The organism is Klebsiella sp. V115_8 (assembly GCF_029967715.1).
GTDB classification, from domain to species: domain Bacteria; phylum Pseudomonadota; class Gammaproteobacteria; order Enterobacterales; family Enterobacteriaceae; genus Klebsiella; species Klebsiella quasipneumoniae.
In genome coordinates this window covers 1-18,641 of sequence record NZ_JASCAR010000022.1, presented here as the reverse complement: position 1 = coordinate 18,641, position 18,641 = coordinate 1, and the positions used below count along the sequence as shown (strand labels likewise).

The window sequence follows — 18,641 nt, the reverse complement described above, 5'->3', positions numbered from 1 at the left end:
CCTTATGCCAGCAGGCAGGCTTCATCAAAGGACAGACGCGGCAGGCGGCCATACAGTTTGCCGGGGTCGCCATAGCCGATGTTCACCAGCAGGTTGCTTTTCCAGCCGTTGTCGGCGAAAAACGCTGCATCGACTTTTTCCCGATCGAAACCGGACATCGGCCCGGTGTCGAGTCCCAGCGCCCGGCAGGCGAAAATCAGATACGCCGCCTGCAGGGAGCTATTGCGAAACGCGGTCTCTTCCGCCAGCTGCGGGCTGGAGGTGAACCAGCTGCGGGCATCGCCGTGGGGAAACAGGGTCGGTAGCCGGTCGTAAAAGGCGCTGTCCCACGCCACGATGGCGGTCACCGGCGCCTGCATGGTTTTCTGCAGATTGCCGCTGGAGAGCGTCGGGCGGAGCTTCTCTTTGCCTTCCGCGCTGCGCACGAACACGATGCGCGCCGGCGAACAGTTGGCGGAAGTCGGCCCCATTTTCATCAGGTCCCAGACTGCCTGCAGCTGCGCATCGCTCACTGGCTTATCCAGCCAGCCGTTGTGGGTCCGGGCCTGGGTAAACAGCGTCTCGCAGGCCGTCTGGTTTATCGCGTCGTTCATCGGGTCTCCCTGGCGACCGGCAGCATAGCGGCCAGCCCGTCGCGTAAAATGGTATTAAAGGTATCGGCGTCGGTGACGTTGCAGGCATGCCCGCCCCACGGCATTTCCACGCGCTGGCTGCCGGGGATCGCCGTCTGCAGCACGCGGGAGCAGGAGGCCGGGACCAGCAGGTCGTCAGCGGCGCTAACCATCAGCGTCGGGCAGGCGATGGCCGCCGCGCGACGGGAAAAATCAGCCTGCTTCAGGGCCTGCAGCCGCTTCAGCAGGTTCTCCTTGCCCTGAAAATGGCTGATGGCAAGCGCATCTTCGGCTTCGAGGCGCGGCAGGCGCGCGGCCATCCATTCCGCCGGGTAGAGAAACAGCGGCTGCGCTTCGACCCACGCCTGCGCGCCGCCGGCATGCAGCAGACGCTCGCGCACCAGGAAGCAGCGGCGGGTGTGCGGCGACAGCGACAGCCAGCCGTTGACCAGCACCAGGGCGCTCACCGCCTCGGGGCGATCGAGCGCCAGCTGCAGGCCAATCAGCGCCCCCAGCGCGTGGCCCACCAGCGCGAAGCGGGCGATCCCCGCCGCCTGCAGAGCGCTGAACAGCTCCCCGGCCATCGTCGCCATGCTGTAGTCGGCGGGCAGCGGACCGGCGTTCTCCCCGGTCCCGTTATGGTCATAACTTACCAGCTGATACTGTTCCTCCAGCGCCGCGCGCTGCGCCAGCCAGTAGCCGCCGCCGCCGCCCAGACCTGCGCTGAGGACCACCACCGGCGCGCCGGGCCATGGGGCCGGAGCAATATTGAGCCTCATCATGTCGGAGTGCCGATATGGGCGACGCTGGCGATTTCCACCAGCGCATCGGGCTTCACCAGCCCGCACTGAATGCAGAAGCGCGCGGGTTTATCGCCGGGGAAGAACTCGGCGTAAACCTCGTTAATCGCGGCGTAATTTGTCCAGTCGGTGATAAAGATGCTGTTGAAAGTCACATCCGCCATACTCCCGCCCGCCGTTTCGATAACGCACTTGATGGTCTCCAGCACGTGGCGGGTTTGCGCCTTTGGGTCGCCGATGTGCACCACATTGTTTTGCTTATCAAACGGCAGAGTGCCGGAGACGTAGATCACGCCATCGGCGAGCGTCCCCGGAACAAAGGGGGCAATCGGCGTGGTGGTGCCTGGCGGAATAATCACCTGTTTAGGCATAACGTTTCTCCTTGGCTAAAGACAACGGGGTGGCAGGGGACAGCGCGCGGCAGAAGCTCTCGACGTCGCTGACCCAGCCGAAAAAGGTTTCTATATTGAACAGCGCCGCCTGCTGGGCGAAGGCCGGTCCGGCCTGATGGGTAGCATCCTCCAGCACCACGCCGAAGTATTCGAGGAAGAAACCATCGCGCAGCGTCGATTCGACGCAGACGTTGGTGGCGATCCCGGTGAACACCAGATGACGGATGCCGCGGCTGCGCAAAATGCTGTCGAGCGGAGTGTTAAAGAAGCCGCTATAGCGCGGTTTCGGCAACACGATGTCGCCTTCCTGCGGCGTCAGCTCGTCCACCAGCTGATAATCCCAGCCGCCTTTCGCCAGCAGCTTGCCCTGCAGTTCCGGGCGCTGACGCATCGTTTTCAGCGCGTTGGACTTATGGTAGTTCGGCGAGCCCGGGCCGCCGGCTTCAACATACTGGTCATCCCAGCCGTTCTGGAACCAGATAATCAGCATGCCCGCGGCGCGGGCGGCGGCGACGGCGGTATTAATATTGTCGATAACCGGCCGGGTGGCGGAGACGTCAAATCCGGCGAGATCCAGATAACCGCCGAGGCTGGCGTAGGCGTTCTGCATATCGACAACAATCAGCGCGCTCTGCTGCGGCGCGAAAGTCAGGGATTCCGGGCGAGCGGGAAGGGTAATCATCAGGCCACCTCACGGGTAACAGGAGCAATATGGTCCCGGCAGCGCATCAGCGGCTGAATGCGTTCGCCAAAGGCGTCGATGCCGGCAAGAAAATCATCAAAGGTCAGCAGCACGCCGTCGGTGCCGGGAACGCTCGCGACTTCATCAAGCATACGGGCGACGCTGGCATAGGATCCGACAAGGGTGCCCATGTTGATATTGACCGCCGAGGTGGGGTCGGCCATCTGGCGCACGTTGGTATCGCTGCCGGAGCGGGTGTCTTTCTGACTCTGCTCGGTGAGCCACGCCAGCGCTTCTTCATCGGCGCCCGCTTTGTAGTGCTCCCATTTGGCGCGCGCCGCTTCGTCGGTTTCGTCAGCGATCACCATGAACAGCACATAGGAGCCTACGTCACGGCCGGTTTTTTCCGCCGCCTGCATCATGCGCGCCGCGGTCGGCGCGAAGGCCGTTGGCGTGTTGACCCCTTTGCCAAAGCAGAAGTTATAGTCGGCGTGCTGGGCGGAGAAGGCCATGCCGGCGTCGCTCTGCCCGGCGCAGATCACCTTCATCGGCTGCGAAGGGCGCGGGCTGACCCGGCAGTCGTTCATGGTGAAGTAGTCGCCTTTGAAATCGCTGCGCCCGGTGCCCCACAGGTCGCGGAGCACCTGAACGTATTCGGTGAGATAGTCATAGCGGCTGGCGAAATAGTCATCCCCCGGCCACATGCCCATCTGGTCATATTCCGGTTTTTGCCAGCCGGTCACCAGATTGACGCCAAACCGGCCGCCGGAGATGGAGTCGATGGTGGAGGCCATCCGGGCGACGATCGCCGGCGGCAGCGTGAGGGTGGCGGCGGTGGCGTAGATCTGGATCTTCGAGGTCACCGCGGCCAGGCCGGCCATCAGGGTGAAGGACTCCAGGTTGTGATCCCAGAATTCGGTTTTCCCGCCGAAGCCGCGCAGCTTGATCATGGAGAGCGCGAAGTCGAAATGGTAGTGCTCGGCTTTCTGTACGATAGCCTTATTCAGTTCGAAGGTCGGCATATACTGCGGGGCATGGGTGGAGATCAGCCAGCCGTTGTTGCCAATGGGAACGAAAACACCAATTTTCATACCTACCTCTCTACAGTCATGGAAGATGGGTTGCGGTGGCGCGGCATCCTGCCTCTCCCTGGACCACCTCGCAGAAGAGGTAAAGCAAACGCAATGCCAGTTTTATAAATGCTAATGTTATTAATGTGTTGCTATTGGGTTGCTAAAAAGGACGATAAAAAAGTGGACTGGATGGTCAAAATCAGTGCACGAAAAAACGGCAGTCATGCGCAATCAGGGTGCATGGGGTCGTGTCGGCGAAGGGCTTTTGCTATGCTGGTGGCGTCAACTGAAGGAGAGGATGTATGGCACAGGGCGCGGTGAAGAAAAACGGCAAACGTTCACAAGCGGTCAGCGCCAAAAAGGAGGCCATCCTGGCCGCCGCGCTGGAGGCATTTTCGCAATTTGGTATTCACGGTACGCGGCTGGAGCAGGTGGCTGAGCGCGCCGGGGTGTCGAAAACCAATCTGCTCTATTACTACCCTTCGAAAGAGGCGCTGTACGTGGCCGTTCTGCAGCAGATCCTCGCCATCTGGCTGGCGCCGCTGAAGGCCTTTCGCGAGGATATCAGCCCGCTGGTGGCGATCCGCGAGTATATTCGTCTGAAGCTTGAGGTGTCCCGCGATCACCCCCAGGCCTCGAAGCTCTTCTGCCTTGAGATGTTGCAGGGCGCGCCGCTGCTGATGGGCGAACTGACCGGGGATCTGAAAGCGCTGGTCGATGAGAAATCGGCGATTGTTTCCGGCTGGATCGACCGCGGCAAGCTGGCGCCGGTCGATCCGCAGCATTTAATCTTTATGATCTGGGCCACTACCCAGCATTACGCCGACTTCGCCACCCAGGTGGAGGCGGTCACCGGCGCCACGCTGCAGGACGCGGCCTTTTTTGAGCAAACGGTCGATAATGTCCAGCGGATGATTATCGAAGGCATTCGCGTCCGTTAATTGGCCGGCGGCAGCGGGCAGCTTTGATCGCCGTCCTCGCACTGCAGCAGCGAGGCGAGGAAAGATTCCCGCTCCACGCTCTTATCGGTCATGCACTGGCTCACCAGCATCGGCTGCATGCTGCCGCCTTCGGCTCCGGACGCGAGGAAAGCGCAGTCGGCGTCGCGCAGGGCGATCCATGCCTGCTGGGCCTGCTTCAGTAATGTCTGCTGTTTACCCACCGCACGCTGCAGAGCCTGCTGCCAGGTGTCATTCAGCTTTTTGTCGGCTGCCTGATACTGCGCGGCCGCGCACTGATTCATTTCGGTTTGGGTGTTGGCGTTGCTGCACTCGTCCGCCAGCGCCGCGCCGCTGGCCAGCAAGACCGCCGCGGCAAATAACATGCGTTTCATTGTTCTGCTCCCATAAAAAAGGCTCCCGTCCGGGAGCCTTAATTAAGCACAGCTGACGTCGGCTGTCATTAGCTGATCGCATCGCCGATTTCCCGGATGGCGGCGCACAGCGCCACCGGGGAGCCCGTCTTAGCCGATGGTCATCAGGCTGGCGTTACCGCCTGCCGCCGCGGTGTTGACGCTCAGCGAACGCTCGATGTACAACCGCTCCAGCAGCAGATTGGTTTCGCCGCGGGCGAAGCCCTGCACGGAGACAATCGCCCCGTCGCGCGCCGCCACCTGCTCGCACAGCTCGCGCAGCTGGTCGGAGTCGCCGTGATAGATAACCGCGTCGAAGGCCTGGCCAGGCAACTGATCCGCTTTGGCGAAACGGATCCGCTCGCTGACGTCCCGCGGGAGTTTCTTCGCCAGATCGCGCTGCAGGGCGCTGTCCGGCCACAGCACTTCACAACCGACCGCCAGCACGGCCGCCAGCTGGATCAGCGCATCCTGCTCATTATCCGCCACGCACAGCACGCGCTCGCGAGGCATCAGCGTCAGGGTGTTGCGCTCGCCGGTGGGTCCCGGAAGCAGGCGTTGGGTGCCGCTTTGCGCCTGCTCGCTGTACTGCTGGCACAGCGCCTGCAGCTCAGGACGGCCCGCCGCCCACTGCTGCAGCGCCTGCAGCGGTTTTTCCAGCAGCGTTTTCAGCTGGGCGTCCAGCGGACGCTCTGCATCCTGGCGGGCGAAGGTCACGCCAACCGCGCCCTGCGGACGGCTGGAGAGCAGGCGGTAAAGGTACAGCGGACCGCCGGCTTTTGGACCGGTACCGGACAACCCTTCGCCGCCGAACGGCTGCACGCCGACCACCGCGCCAACCATATTGCGGTTGACGTACAGGTTGCCCACCTTCGCGCTGCCGGTGACCTGGGCGATGGTCTCGTCGATACGGGTATGTACGCCGAGGGTCAGGCCGTAGCCGGAAGCGTTAATCTGCTCCACCAGTTTGTCCAGCTCGTTACGGTTATAGCGCACCACGTGCAGCACCGGGCCGAAGACCTCTTTTTTCAGCTCGTCGAAGCTGTCGAGTTCGATAAGCGTCGGCGGCACAAAGGTCCCGTGGTTCCATTCGCGGGCGTCTTCGCTATTCTCGCGCACCGCCTGATAGACGGTGCGTCCTTTGGCGCGCATCGTCTGAATATGGCGTTCGATATTCTCTTTCGCTTCCGCATCGATAACCGGGCCGATATCGGTGGTCAGGCGGCCGGGATTGCCCATCCGGCACTCGCTCATCGCGCCGCGCAGCATGGTTAAGGTGTGGTCGGCTACCTCTTCCTGCAGGCAGAGGACGCGCAGGGCGGAGCAGCGCTGACCGGCGCTGTCGAACGCGGAAGCCAGGACGTCGATCACCACCTGCTCGGTAAGCGCCGACGAGTCGACGATCATCGCGTTCATCCCGCCGGTTTCGGCGATCAGCGGCGTTGGGCGTCCCTGAGCGTCGAGGCGGCTGGCGATATTGCGTTGCAGCAGGGTGGCCACTTCGGTGGAGCCGGTGAACATCACGCCGCGCACGCGCTCATCGGATGTCAGCGCGGCGCCGACGGTTTCCCCGCGGCCCGGCAGCAGCTGGATCACCCCTGGCGGCACGCCGGCTTCCAGCAGGATCGCCACGCCCTGAGCGGCGATAAGCGGCGTCTGCTCCGCCGGTTTCGCCAGCACGCTGTTGCCGGCCGCCAGCGCGGCGGCAATCTGCCCGGTGAAGATCGCCAGCGGGAAGTTCCACGGGCTGATACAGACCACCGGACCCAGCGGACGGTGGGTTTCATTATCGAAATCGTCGCGCACCTGACCGGCGTAGTAGTGGAGGAAGTCAACGGCTTCGCGCACTTCGGCGATGGCGTTGCTGAAGGTTTTACCCGCTTCGCGCACCAGGATCCCCATCAGGGTCGGCATCTGGCTTTCCATCAGCACCGCGGCGCGCTCAAGAATGGCGGCGCGCTCCTGCGGCGGGGTGGCGAACCAGATGGGCGCGTTGTTGATAGCGCTGGTCAGCGCCTGCTGCACTTCGTCATCGCTGGCTTCGCGGACGTAACCGACGATATCCTTCGGCTCCGCCGGGTTGACCACCGGCTGCATCTCGCCTTCGGCCACCGGCTGCTCCAGCATCGGCAATGCCTGCCATTTATGCAGGGCGCTGTTGAGCAGGGAAGAGGAGAGGGAGGCCAGACGATGCTCGTTAGCCAGATCCAGACCGGCGGAGTTGCTCCGGCCGCTGCCGTAGAGATCGCGCGGCAGCGGAATTTTCGGGTGCGGCAGACCGGCCTGGCCTTCCTGCTGCGCCAGTTTTTCCACCGCGCTGACCGGGTCGGCCACCAGCTCGTCCAGCGGCAGGGTATTGTCCGCGATACGGTTGACGAAGGAGGTATTGGCGCCATTCTCCAGCAGACGACGCACCAGATACGCCAGCAGCGTCTCGTGGGTGCCCACCGGGGCGTAGATCCGGCACGGCCGGTTCAGTTTGCCATCGGCGACTTTGCCCACCACCTGCTCGTACAGCGGTTCGCCCATGCCGTGCAGGCACTGGAACTCATACTGGCCAGGGTAGTAGTTCTGGCCCGCCAGCTGGTAGATAGCCGCCAGAGTATGGGCGTTGTGAGTGGCGAACTGCGGATAAATCAGGTTCGGTACCGCCAGCAGCTTTTTCGCGCAGGCGAGATAGGAGACGTCGGTGTAAACCTTGCGGGTGTAGACCGGGTAGCCTTCGAGACCTTCCATCTGCGCGCGTTTGATTTCGCTGTCCCAGTAAGCGCCTTTCACCAGACGGATCATCAGGCGACGACGGCTGCGGGTGGCGAGATCGATCAGCGCGTCGATGACGAACGGGCAGCGCTTCTGGTAGGCCTGAATAACAAAACCGATGCCGTTCCAGCCCGCCAGCTCCGGCTCGAAGCACAGTTTTTCCAGCAGGTCGAGGGAGATCTCGAGACGGTCGGCCTCTTCAGCATCGATGTTAATGCCGATGTCATACTGGCGCGCCAGCAGGGTCAGCGATTTCAGACGCGGATAGAGCTCTTCCATCACCCGGTCATACTGGGCGCGGCTGTAGCGCGGGTGCAGAGCCGAGAGCTTAATGGAGATGCCCGGGCCTTCATAAATGCCGCGGCCGTTGGAAGCTTTGCCGATGGCATGGATCGCCTGCTGATAAGAGACCATATAGGCCTGGGCGTCGGCGGCGGTCAAGGCCGCTTCGCCGAGCATATCGTAGGAGTAGCGGAAACCTTTATCTTCCAGCTTGCGGGCGTTAGCCAGCGCTTCGGCGATGGTTTCCCCGGTGACGAACTGCTCGCCCATCAGGCGCATCGCCATATCCACGCCCTTACGGATCAGCGGTTCGCCGCTCTTGCCGATGATGCGGTTCAGCGAGCGTGAGAGGCTGGTTTCGTTGTGGGTGGAGACCAGTTTGCCGGTGAACAGCAGCCCCCAGGTGGCGGCATTGACGAACAGCGACGGGCTGCGGCCGATGTGCGACTGCCAGTTGCCGTTGCTGATTTTGTCGCGGATCAGCGCATCGCGGGTGGCTTTATCCGGAATACGCAGCAGGGCTTCCGCCAGGCACATCAGCGCCACCCCTTCCTGTGAGGAGAGGGAGAACTCCTGCAGCAGACTCTGCACCATGCCGGCGCGGCCGCTGGCGGTCTTCTGGTTGCGCAGTTTTTCCGCCAGCTGATACGCCAGCTTATGCGCCTGCTCGCCCAGCGGCTGCGGCAGTCGGGCCTGCTCCAGCAGCATCGGCACCGCGTCGGTTTCCGGGCGACGCCAGGCGGCGGTGATCGCCGCGCGGCTTACCGACTGCGGCAGGATCTGCTCGGCGAATTCGAGGAACGGCTGATACGGCTCTTCCGCCGGGGAACCCGCTTCATCGCTTTCATTGGCGGCCCCGGAGAGCAGCGCCGGCAGTTCGGGCAGCGTTTCGTCGTTCTCCAGCTTTTCCAGATAGTTGAAGATGGCCTGCTTAATCAGCCAGTGCGGCGTGCGGTCAATGCGGCTCGCGGCGGATTTAATGCGCTCGCGGGTTGCGTCGTCAAGCTTAACACCCATGGTGGTGGTGCCCATGCTCAAAACTCCTGTCATTTATCGTTAGGCTTATGCGGTTGCCTGGAAATATCCACTATGTTGCAACTTTGTGCAACCTTGTTAATTGAGGCGTGTGACGAAAGCCGTGAAATGGCGGATTTGTTAAAAATAGTGCCTAAAATAGCAGAATTTTAACCCCGGGCTCATAGGGTATTTGTATGCGTGAGTTAACACTTTTGTTTGGTGCAACCTTTAAAAACGTGAGAGAGTGCAACCTCTCGCAAATTGACGTTTTGCGCCGTCGGTTTTTCGTGTAAATGCTGTGTTAAATCGTTTGTGAAAAACCGAAGCTTCCGTCAGGATACGGTCGCCCAATTAAACAATGCGCCATTACCCCGTTCCGGTAGTGGAAAAAAACGACGAAGTTGGACGCTGTCGATAAAAATTCTGGAGACTTTGCATGGCTATTAGCACACCGATGCTGGTGACATTTATTATTTATATTCTTGGTATGGTATTGATAGGGTTTATTGCCTGGCGTTCGACCAAAAACTTTGATGATTATATTCTCGGGGGACGCAGTCTGGGGCCATTTGTAACCGCGCTTTCCGCCGGCGCCTCGGACATGAGCGGCTGGCTGCTGATGGGCCTGCCGGGCGCCATTTTCCTCTCCGGGATCTCCGAAAGCTGGATCGCCATCGGCTTAACGCTGGGGGCGTGGGTTAACTGGAAGCTGGTAGCCGGGCGCCTGCGCGTGCATACCGAGGTGAATAATAACGCCCTGACGCTGCCCGATTATTTTACCGGCCGTTTTGAAGATAAAAGCCGGGTGCTGAGAATTATTTCAGCGCTGGTTATTCTGCTGTTCTTTACCATCTATTGCGCCTCGGGAATTGTGGCGGGGGCGCGTCTGTTTGAAAGCACCTTCGGCATGAGTTATGAAACCGCGCTGTGGGCCGGCGCGGCGGCGACGATTATCTATACCTTTGTCGGCGGCTTCCTCGCCGTCAGCTGGACGGATACCGTGCAGGCCAGCCTGATGATTTTCGCGCTGATCCTCACCCCGGTGATCGTGATTATTTCCGTCGGCGGCTTTGGCGATTCGCTGGAAGTCATTAAGCAAAAGAGCATCGAAAATATCGACATGCTGAAAGGGCTGAATTTCGTGGCGATTATTTCGCTGATGGGCTGGGGACTGGGTTATTTCGGTCAGCCGCATATTCTGGCGCGCTTTATGGCGGCGGATTCGCACCACAGCATCGTCCACGCGCGTCGCATTAGTATGACCTGGATGATCCTCTGCCTCGCCGGGGCGGTGGCCGTCGGCTTCTTTGGTATCGCCTACTTCAATAGCAACCCGAGCCTGGCGGGCGCGGTTAACCAGAACGCCGAGCGCGTGTTTATCGAACTGGCGCAAATCCTGTTTAACCCATGGATTGCCGGGATCCTGCTGTCGGCGATTCTGGCGGCGGTGATGTCCACTCTGAGCTGTCAGCTGCTGGTCTGCTCCAGCGCGATTACCGAAGACCTGTATAAAGCCTTCCTGCGTAAAAACGCCGGTCAGAAAGAGCTGGTGTGGGTGGGCCGGATGATGGTGCTGGTGGTTGCCCTGGTGGCGATTGCCCTGGCGGCCAATCCGGAAAACCGCGTGCTGGGTCTGGTGAGCTATGCCTGGGCCGGCTTCGGCGCCGCCTTTGGTCCGGTGGTGCTGTTCTCGGTGATGTGGTCGCGCATGACCCGTAACGGCGCGCTGGCCGGGATGGTGATTGGCGCCCTGACCGTGATCGTCTGGAAGCAGTTTGGCTGGCTGGGCCTGTATGAAATTATTCCGGGCTTTGTCTTCGGCAGCATCGGGATCGTGGTCTTTAGCCTGCTGGATAAAGCGCCGTCGGCCAGCATGCAGCAGCGCTTCGCCGAAGCGGATGCCCACTACCATACGCCGCCGCCGGTACGCGCCACGGCTGAGTAAGATCAACTGATGTTCACGAGCCCGCCGCTGGCGGGCTTTTTTTTGCGTGTTGCCGGACCGGAATATTATAACCCTTGCTAATTATTTGAAAATCCGCTGATATTTCCTGACTAATAACAATGAGGATAGCAAAGATGACGTTCAGACAGGGTGCAATGGCGCTGGTGCTGGCAGGGTTACTCAGCGGCTGCGCGGCGGGTGGAAGTTCGTCGACCAGCGCGCCGAAGCCCGGCGCCTGCCCGGCGGATCAGTCCATGGTGCAAACCACGCTTTACTTCGGCCTGAGCCGCCCGGCGGGGAAAGACATCACCCCTGATGAGTGGCAACAGTTTGTCGACCGCGACGTCACGCCGCGTTTTCGCGACGGGCTGACGGTGTTTGACGCTCGCGGCCAGTGGCTGGGCCAGAATGGACAGGTGGTGCGGGAGCAGAGTAAGGCGCTGATGGTGATCCATGGCAACGACGCGCAGAGCGAGGCCGGTATTGAGGCGCTGCGCCAGGGCTATAAATTACGGTTCGCGCAGGAGTCGGTGATGCGTGTCGACCAGCCGGTCTGCGTACAGTTCTGAGTTAACGGCGGGGGCAGCCCCGCCGTTTGTCTTACAGCACCAGCCCGGCGAAGCTGGCCGAAAGCAGGCTCACCAGCGTGGCGCTATACACCAGCCGCAGGCCGAAGCGGGAGACGATATTGCCTTGCGGTTCATTCAGGCCTTTGATCGCTCCGGCGATAATGCCGATCGAGGCAAAGTTGGCAAACGACACCAGAAAGACCGAGAGAATGCCGAGCCCGCGCGGCGTCATGCTGGCGGCAATCTTTTGCAACTCAATCATCGCCACAAATTCGTTCGCGACCAGCTTGGTGGCCATGATGCTGCCGGCGTTTAGCGCATCGCTCAGCGGAATGCCGATAAGCCAGGCCAGCGGATAGAAGACGTAGCCGAGGATCTGCTGGAAGCTGAGGCCAAACAGGGTAGCGAACAGCGCGTTAATGGCGCTGATCAGCGCGATAAAGCCGATCAGCATCGCCAGGATAATCATCGCCACCTTAAAGCCGGCCAGAATATATTCCCCGAGCATTTCAAAGAAACTCTGCGATTCATGCAGCTTCTCCAGCTTTATTTCCTGCTCGCTGCCCGGCCGCGTTGGGTTAATCACCGACAGCACGATAAAGGTGCTGAACATATTCAGGATCAGCGCCGCGACGACGTATTTGGCGTCCAGCATGGTCATATAGGCGCCGACGATCGACAGCGATACGGTCGACATGGCCGTCGCCGCCATGGTGAACAGACGCCGCGAGGAGAGGTCGCCCAGCACGCCTTTGTAGGCGATGAAGTTTTCCGACTGGCCGAGGATCAGTGAGCTGACGGCGTTAAAAGATTCCAGCTTACCCATGCCGTTGACCTTCGACAGCAGGGTGCCAATGACGCGAATAAAAATCGGCAGGATCCGCCAGTGCTGGAGAATACCAATCAGCGCGGAAATAAACACAATCGGACACAGGACGCCAAGGAAAATAAAGGCTAAGCCTTTTTCGCTCATGCCGCCAAAGACGAAATTGGTCCCTTCGGCGGCAAAGCCTAATAGCGAAGCAAAAAAGCCGGAGATATTTTTCACCAGCCACAGGCCGCTTTCGGCGTGCAGGAAAAAGAAAGCGAGCGCTATTTCGATAATAATCAACTGGAGAATATAACGAATACGAATTTTTTGTCTGTCATAGCTGACAAGCCAGGCCAGGGCGAGGATCACCGCCAGCGCCAGCAGGAAATGAAAAAATGCAGTCATGTTGTTCTTTTCGCAGGTCAATAAGGCCGCCATTTAGCCATAGCCGGTGCGACGGGTAAATATCTGACGTAAAAAATCCTTTGCTTATTCTTTTCCCTCATAACAGGCGAATATTTTCATAAGTCATTATTTGCCAGCGATTTATTTACAACTGATCATCATTCTCTGCACATTTTGCTTGTGTTTCTGAGTATTGTAATGATAATCACTATCATAAATATTACCTGTTTTTGCATTCGTTGACGGTGCTTTACATTTAAGGGTATTGGCATGTTTGTCCCATTTCTCATTATGTTACGCGAAGGCCTGGAGGCGGCGCTGATTGTCAGCCTGATCGCCAGCTATCTGAAACGCACCCAGCGCGGCAACTGGATTGGCGTGATGTGGATTGGCGTGATCCTCGCGGCGGCGCTGTGTCTTGGCTTAGGCATTTTTATCAACGAAACCACCGGTGAATTTCCTCAGCGTGAACAGGAGCTGTTCGAAGGGATCGTCGCGGTCATCGCGGTGGTGATCCTGACGTGGATGGTCTTCTGGATGCGCAATGTCTCACGCAACGTCAAGCAGCAGCTGGAGCAGGCCGTGGACAAGGCGCTACAGCGCGGCAATCACCATGGCTGGGCGCTGGTGATGATGGTCTTTTTCGCGGTCGCCCGTGAGGGGCTGGAGTCGGTCTTCTTTCTGCTGGCGGCATTCCAGCAGGATGTCGGCATCTGGCCGCCGCTGGGGGCGCTGTTGGGGCTGGCCACGGCTATCGTGCTGGGCTTCCTGCTCTACTGGGGCGGTATCCGTCTCAACCTCGGCGTGTTCTTCAAATGGACCAGCCTGTTTATCCTGCTGGTGGCCGCTGGCCTGGCCGCGGGGGCGATCCGCGCCTTCCACGAGGCGGGCCTGTGGAACCTGTTCCAGGAGACCGCCTTCGATCTGAGCGCTGTGCTGTCGACGCATACGCTGTTCGGCACGCTGCTGGAAGGGATCTTCGGCTACCAGGAGACGCCAAGCGTCAGCGAAGTGGCTGTCTATCTGCTTTATCTGATCCCGGCGCTGGTGCTGTTTGCGCTGCCGCCGCGAAATAATACGACTGCCTCGCGGGCTGCCTGACCGGGCGCTGCGAGCTTATAAGCGACACTCTACTTACCGAAAGGGATGATCATGATGATTCATTTTCGCCGTAATGCGCTGCGGGTGACCGTGGCCGCGCTGCTCAGCTCTGCATTCGGTGCTCAGGCTGCGGATATCCCGCAGGTCAAAGTCACCGTCAACGATAAACAGTGCGAGCCGATGCAGGTGACCGTTAACGCGGGTAAAACCCAGTTTATTATTCAGAACCACAGCCAGAAAGCGCTGGAGTGGGAGATTCTGAAAGGGGTCATGGTGGTGGAAGAGCGTGAGAACATCGCGCCGGGCTTTACCCAGAAGCTCACCGCGAACCTGCAGCCGGGCGAATATGACATGACCTGCGGCCTGCTCACCAACCCGAAAGGCAAACTGATCGTCACCGGCGCCGCCACCAAAGACGCGGCGAAAGCCGATGCGGTGCTGAGCCTCGGCGAAGCGATCACCGCTTACAAAGCCTATGTGACGGCGGAAACCGCGCGGCTGGTCAGCGGCACCAAAGCCTTTACCGACGCGGTGAAAGCGGGCGATATCGAGAAAGCGAAAGCGCTGTACGCCCCGACGCGCCAGCATTACGAGCGCATCGAGCCGATCGCCGAGCTGTTCTCTGACCTTGACGGCAGCATCGACGCCCGCGAAGACGACTTCGAGAAAAAAGCGGAAGATCCGAAATTCACCGGTTTCCACCGTCTGGAAAAGGCGCTGTTTGGCGATAACAGCGTCAAGGGCATGGAAAAATATGCCGATCAGCTGAACAGCGATGTGCTGGAGCTGCAAAAACGCATCAGCGAGCTGGCGTTCCCGCCGTCAAAAGTCGTGGGCGGTGCGGCAGGATTAATTGAAGAAGTCGCGGCCAGCAAGATCAGCGGTGAAGAAGATCGCTACAGCCATACCGACCTGTGGGACTTCCAGGCCAATATTGACGGCGCGCAGAAAATTGTCGACCTGCTGCGCCCGCAGCTGCAAAAAGAGAACAGCGCGCTGCTGGCGAAAGTGGACGCCAACTTTAAGAAAGTGGACAGTATCCTCAGCAAATACCGCACCAAAGACGGTTTCGAAACTTACGATAAGCTGACCACCGCTGACCGTAATGCGCTGAAAGGGCCGATCACCACCCTGGCGGAAGATCTGGCTCAGCTGCGCGGGATCCTGGGTCTGGACTAAGTCGATGGCACAACAGAAACCACACGACGTGAACGAGCCGTCACGTCGTCGCTTACTGAAAGGGATCGGCGCGCTTGGCGGCGCGCTGGCCATCACCGGCGGCTGCCCGGTGGCGCATGCGGCAAAAGCGGAAAGCTCCCCCGGGACGCTCGCACCCGACGCGCGTCAGGAAAAACAGCCATTCTACGGCCGGCATCAGGCGGGCATTCTGACGCCGCAGCAGGCCTCGATGATGCTGGTGGCGTTCGACGTGCTGGCGTCAGATAAAGCCGACCTCGAGCGTCTGTTCCGGCTGCTGACCCAGCGTATCGCCTTTTTAACCCACGGCGGCCCGGCGCCCGATACGCCTAATCCCCGACTGCCGCCGATGGATTCCGGCATCTTAGGGCCGTGGATTGCCCCGGATAACCTGACCATCACCGTCTCGGTCGGCCATTCGCTGTTTGATGAGCGCTTTGGTCTCGCGGATAAAGTGCCGAGAAAACTGCAGCCGATGACTCGCTTCCCCAATGATTCGCTGGATGCCGCCCTGTGCCATGGCGACCTGCTGCTGCAGATCTGCGCCAATACTCAGGATACGGTGATCCACGCCCTGCGCGATGTCATCAAACATACGCCGGATTTGCTCAGCGTGCGCTGGAAGCGGGAAGGGTTTATCTCCGATAGCGCGGCGCGCAGCAAAGGCAAAGAGACCCCCATCAACCTGCTGGGTTTCAAAGACGGCACCGCTAATCCGGCGAGCCATGACAGCGCGCTGATGGATCAGGTCGTGTGGGTAACGGCGGATCAGGACGAGCCGGCCTGGGCCGTGGGCGGCAGCTATCAGGCGGCGCGCATCATCCAGTTTCACGTCGAGTTCTGGGACCGGACGCCGCTGAAAGAGCAGCAGACGATCTTTGGCCGCGACAAACACACCGGAGCGCCGCTGGGGATGAAAAACGAGCACGATACCCCGGATTACAGCAACGATCCTGGCGGCGAGACGATCGCGCTGGATAGCCATATTCGTCTGGCCAATCCTCGCACGCCGGAAACCCAGTCCAGCCTGATGATGCGCCGCGGCTACAGCTATTCGCTGGGCGTCACTAACGCCGGGCAACTGGATATGGGGCTGTTGTTCGTTTGCTATCAGCACGATCTGGAAAAGGGTTTTCTGACGGTGCAGAAACGGCTTAACGGCGAGGCGCTGGAGGAGTACGTCAAACCCATTGGCGGGGGCTACTTCTTTGTTTTACCCGGCGTAGTGGATGACAAGCACTACCTGGGACAGACGCTGCTGCAGGCCTGATACCGACCCTGTCCGCAAGGGCAGGGCGTTTTCTGCTGTTTTTCTCATTTTTCTTATATTTCCTGCCATGTGTTATATTTCTGTAATACAAATGACCGATAGTCTCCTACACTTGCTTAAGAACTATTTGTTGCGTCATTGTGAAAAATAAGTTGCATTAAGAATCTTTTTTGATGTACTTATTACATACGCGGTAGTTCCCGGCAGTGTGACGTTTCACTATGGAGATCGCGAATGGTAAGGTCCCGTACCGGACAACGTAAAACCACAGACCGTACTCTTCAGCACGGAAGCCCCGCTTCCGGCAGCGATTTTCTCACTCTTTCTCCCTCCGCTTCGAATTATTATCACCTTGGCAGGGTACGCGGTGCGCGTAGCCGCGACTCGTTGTCAGTTCTACCGGCAAGCAATGGCTTACAAGGAAGCCAAACCTCAATCGTTCGTGCGCATAGTCGCGTCGATGTTGACGCGTGTGATGTAAACCTACAACGCAAGGTGCTATCCATGGGAAGACAAAAAGCAGTGATCAAAGCTCGTCGTGAAGCAAAACGTGTGCTGAGACGGGATTCACGCAGTCATAAGCAGCGTGAAGAAGAATCGGTCACATCGCTTGTGCAAATGAGTGGCGTAGAAGCAATTGGCATGGCGCGGGACAGCCGTGATACTTCCCCAATTGAGGCGCGCAATGAGGCTCAGGCGCATTATCTGAATGCCATCGACAATAAACAGCTGATTTTCGCCACCGGCGAAGCCGGATGCGGCAAGACCTGGATTAGTGCGGCGAAGGCAGCGGAAGCGCTGATCCATAAGGATGTGGACAGAATTATTGTTACCCGTCCCGTTCTGCAGGCCGACGAAGATCTCGGCTTCTTACCGGGAGATATCGCCGAGAAGTTCGCGCCCTATTTCCGACCGGTTTATGACGTGCTGGTGAAAAGGTTGGGGGCTTCCTTTATGCAGTACTGCCTGCGTCCGGAAATCGGCAAGGTGGAAATCGCGCCGTTCGCCTATATGCGCGGACGTACCTTTGAAAATGCGGTGGTGATTCTGGACGAGGCCCAGAATGTGACCGCAGCGCAAATGAAGATGTTTTTAACCCGCCTCGGGGAGAACGTGACGGTCATCGTCAATGGCGATATCACCCAGTGCGACTTGCCCTCTGGTGTGAGATCTGGCCTAAGTGATGCGCTGGCGCGTTTTGAGGAAGATGAGATGATCGGCATCGTGCGTTTCACCACCGATGACTGCGTTCGCTCGGCCCTCTGCCAGCGGACGCTGAAAGCCTATTATTGATCGTCATACTGTGAGCAAAGCCCGGGCTAGCCCGGGCTTTGTTGTTTTGATCTTTGCGACAGTCTGAAGTGCGGATAAAATTTCTGTTTTGAGGGATCCATCGCTGTAGGTGATAGAATTTCTTCTCTGTAATACAAGAATATCTGCTTTGCTATACATAAGCGCCTTTCTAATAATTTCTTTCGTCTTACCCCGTTTTACTCATTTAATTGTATGGATACTTGTAAGGGAAGCACTATGGTCGTACATGGGAAAGTTATCAAGTTATTAATTACTATTTTGATGGTGGGGTTGTCATCTGCTGCTTATAGTAAAGATTATCAGGCAGGGAAAAACTTCACTGTCATTAATTCTACTGTTAAGCAACCGCCGCAACTGGTTGAGTTTTTTTCCTTCTACTGCGGACCTTGTTATGCGTTTGCAGAGCGCATCAATGTTGATACAGCTATCAGAAAGCGCCTGCCCGCCGATATGAAACTGGAAAAATACCATGTCAGCCAGATGGGACCTTTAGGACCAGCATTAACAGAAGCATGGGCCGTAGCACAATATGCTGGGGTAGATGGCAAGGTGGAAAAGTTATTGTTTGAAGGCTTACAGGTTAAGCGTGATATTAAAACGACAGCTGATATTGTTAAGGTATTTAATCAACTTGGCATTACGTCCGAGAAATATGCCGAAATGCAAAGTAATTTTATGGTAAAAGCTTTAATTGCCAGACAGGACAATCTGGTCGAAAAAATGAAAGTAAGTGGTACGCCTTCTTTTTATGTTTCAGGGAAATATCATATTAACAATGCATCACTCGCGCAAGATGACTATGATACCTATGCAGAGGATATGGCGAATCTGGTTTTATTTTTGCTTAACAAATCCCAGTGACGTGAAGTGAGATAGTTTCATTCGGATTGTCTTTTTCGTTCTGTCCAGGTGGTTGCGCCAGTTGTCGAACCCCGGTCGGGGGTTCTCATCCCCCCCGGCGGAGAATATAAAAGAAAAGAGCCCGTACTTGCGTACAGGCTCTCATCTCGAATATGGCGGTGAGGGGGGGATTGACTCGCTTCGCTCGCCCCTGCGGGGCA

Annotated in this window: 16 protein-coding genes; 8 read left to right on the top strand and 8 right to left on the bottom strand. The window is 58.5% G+C overall.

What is annotated here, in order from left to right:
• Positions 1–2: 2 nt before the first annotated feature.
• Genes QLG03_RS06175 through rutA form a run of 5 tightly spaced genes read right to left on the bottom strand, consistent with a single transcriptional unit; the run spans position 3 to position 3,576 of the window.
• Complete coding sequence (locus tag QLG03_RS06175; protein ID WP_017901103.1) at positions 3–593, bottom strand: malonic semialdehyde reductase; 591 nt, start codon at positions 591–593, stop codon at positions 3–5.
• On the bottom strand, positions 590–1,393 hold the full coding sequence (gene rutD, locus QLG03_RS06170) for a pyrimidine utilization protein D (RefSeq protein WP_044522016.1): 804 nt from the start codon (positions 1,391–1,393) through the stop codon (positions 590–592). Before rutD ends, QLG03_RS06175 begins: the two co-directional genes overlap by 4 nt.
• Positions 1,390–1,782 carry a pyrimidine utilization protein C gene (rutC, locus tag QLG03_RS06165; RefSeq protein ID WP_032455320.1) on the bottom strand — a complete coding sequence of 131 codons (393 nt, stop codon included), beginning with the start codon at positions 1,780–1,782 and terminating at the stop codon, positions 1,390–1,392. Before rutC ends, rutD begins: the two co-directional genes overlap by 4 nt.
• Positions 1,775–2,485: a pyrimidine utilization protein B gene (rutB, locus tag QLG03_RS06160; RefSeq protein WP_023289100.1), complete on the bottom strand. Its 711-nt coding sequence runs from the start codon at positions 2,483–2,485 to the stop codon at positions 1,775–1,777. Before rutB ends, rutC begins: the two co-directional genes overlap by 8 nt.
• Complete coding sequence (rutA, locus tag QLG03_RS06155; RefSeq protein ID WP_004204507.1) at positions 2,485–3,576, bottom strand: pyrimidine utilization protein A; 1,092 nt, start codon at positions 3,574–3,576, stop codon at positions 2,485–2,487. The genes rutB and rutA overlap by 1 nt, the downstream gene beginning before the upstream one ends.
• A 284-nt stretch (positions 3,577–3,860) precedes the next feature.
• Here rutA and rutR point away from each other — a divergent pair, with 284 nt between their 5' ends.
• Positions 3,861–4,499 (top strand): HTH-type transcriptional regulator RutR, encoded by a 639-nt coding sequence (rutR, locus tag QLG03_RS06150; protein ID WP_004204508.1) that lies wholly within the window; start codon positions 3,861–3,863, stop codon positions 4,497–4,499.
• Here the strand turns inward: rutR and QLG03_RS06145 are convergent.
• The gene (locus tag QLG03_RS06145) at positions 4,496–4,891 is read right to left on the bottom strand and encodes a lysozyme inhibitor LprI family protein (protein ID WP_023289101.1); all 396 of its coding nucleotides are present in this window, start codon (positions 4,889–4,891) and stop codon (positions 4,496–4,498) included. The two genes, rutR and QLG03_RS06145, sit on opposite strands and share 4 nt — an antisense overlap.
• A 129-nt stretch (positions 4,892–5,020) precedes the next feature.
• A complete protein-coding gene (gene putA, locus QLG03_RS06140; protein ID WP_023289102.1) occupies positions 5,021–8,983 on the bottom strand; it encodes a trifunctional transcriptional regulator/proline dehydrogenase/L-glutamate gamma-semialdehyde dehydrogenase in 3,963 nt (1,320 codons plus the stop codon).
• 421 nt (positions 8,984–9,404) lie between these two features.
• Here putA and putP point away from each other — a divergent pair, with 421 nt between their 5' ends.
• Together putP and QLG03_RS06130 are read left to right on the top strand one after the other, a co-directional pair.
• Positions 9,405–10,913, top strand: a complete 1,509-nt coding sequence (gene putP, locus QLG03_RS06135; RefSeq protein WP_023289103.1) for a sodium/proline symporter PutP — start codon at positions 9,405–9,407, stop codon at positions 10,911–10,913.
• Positions 10,914–11,047: 134 nt separating this feature from the next.
• Positions 11,048–11,482, top strand: a complete 435-nt coding sequence (locus QLG03_RS06130) for a DUF3574 domain-containing protein (RefSeq protein WP_032452416.1) — start codon at positions 11,048–11,050, stop codon at positions 11,480–11,482.
• A 31-nt stretch (positions 11,483–11,513) separates the two neighbouring features.
• On the opposite strand, the gene QLG03_RS06125 is transcribed toward QLG03_RS06130, so the two are convergent.
• On the bottom strand, positions 11,514–12,698 hold the full coding sequence (locus QLG03_RS06125; RefSeq protein WP_002898911.1) for a nucleoside transporter C-terminal domain-containing protein: 1,185 nt from the start codon (positions 12,696–12,698) through the stop codon (positions 11,514–11,516).
• Positions 12,699–12,968: 270 nt separating this feature from the next.
• On the opposite strand from QLG03_RS06125, the gene efeU reads away from it, so the two are divergent.
• The 5 genes from efeU to QLG03_RS06100 all read left to right on the top strand — a co-directional run bounded on the left by efeU (position 12,969) and on the right by QLG03_RS06100 (position 18,441).
• Positions 12,969–13,799, top strand: coding sequence for an iron uptake transporter permease EfeU (gene efeU, locus QLG03_RS06120; protein ID WP_032452417.1), 831 nt, complete (start codon positions 12,969–12,971; stop codon positions 13,797–13,799).
• 51 nt (positions 13,800–13,850) lie between these two features.
• A complete protein-coding gene (gene efeO / locus QLG03_RS06115; protein ID WP_255988063.1) occupies positions 13,851–14,978 on the top strand; it encodes an iron uptake system protein EfeO in 1,128 nt (375 codons plus the stop codon).
• A gap of 4 nt (positions 14,979–14,982) precedes the next feature.
• Positions 14,983–16,266, top strand: a complete 1,284-nt coding sequence (gene efeB / locus QLG03_RS06110; RefSeq protein ID WP_023289108.1) for an iron uptake transporter deferrochelatase/peroxidase subunit — start codon at positions 14,983–14,985, stop codon at positions 16,264–16,266.
• 504 nt (positions 16,267–16,770) lie between these two features.
• The gene (gene phoH / locus QLG03_RS06105) at positions 16,771–17,559 is read left to right on the top strand and encodes a phosphate starvation-inducible protein PhoH (RefSeq protein ID WP_002898923.1); all 789 of its coding nucleotides are present in this window, start codon (positions 16,771–16,773) and stop codon (positions 17,557–17,559) included.
• Between the two features lie 237 nt (positions 17,560–17,796).
• On the top strand, positions 17,797–18,441 hold the full coding sequence (locus QLG03_RS06100) for a DsbA family protein (protein ID WP_023289109.1): 645 nt from the start codon (positions 17,797–17,799) through the stop codon (positions 18,439–18,441).
• Positions 18,442–18,641 lie beyond the last annotated feature (200 nt).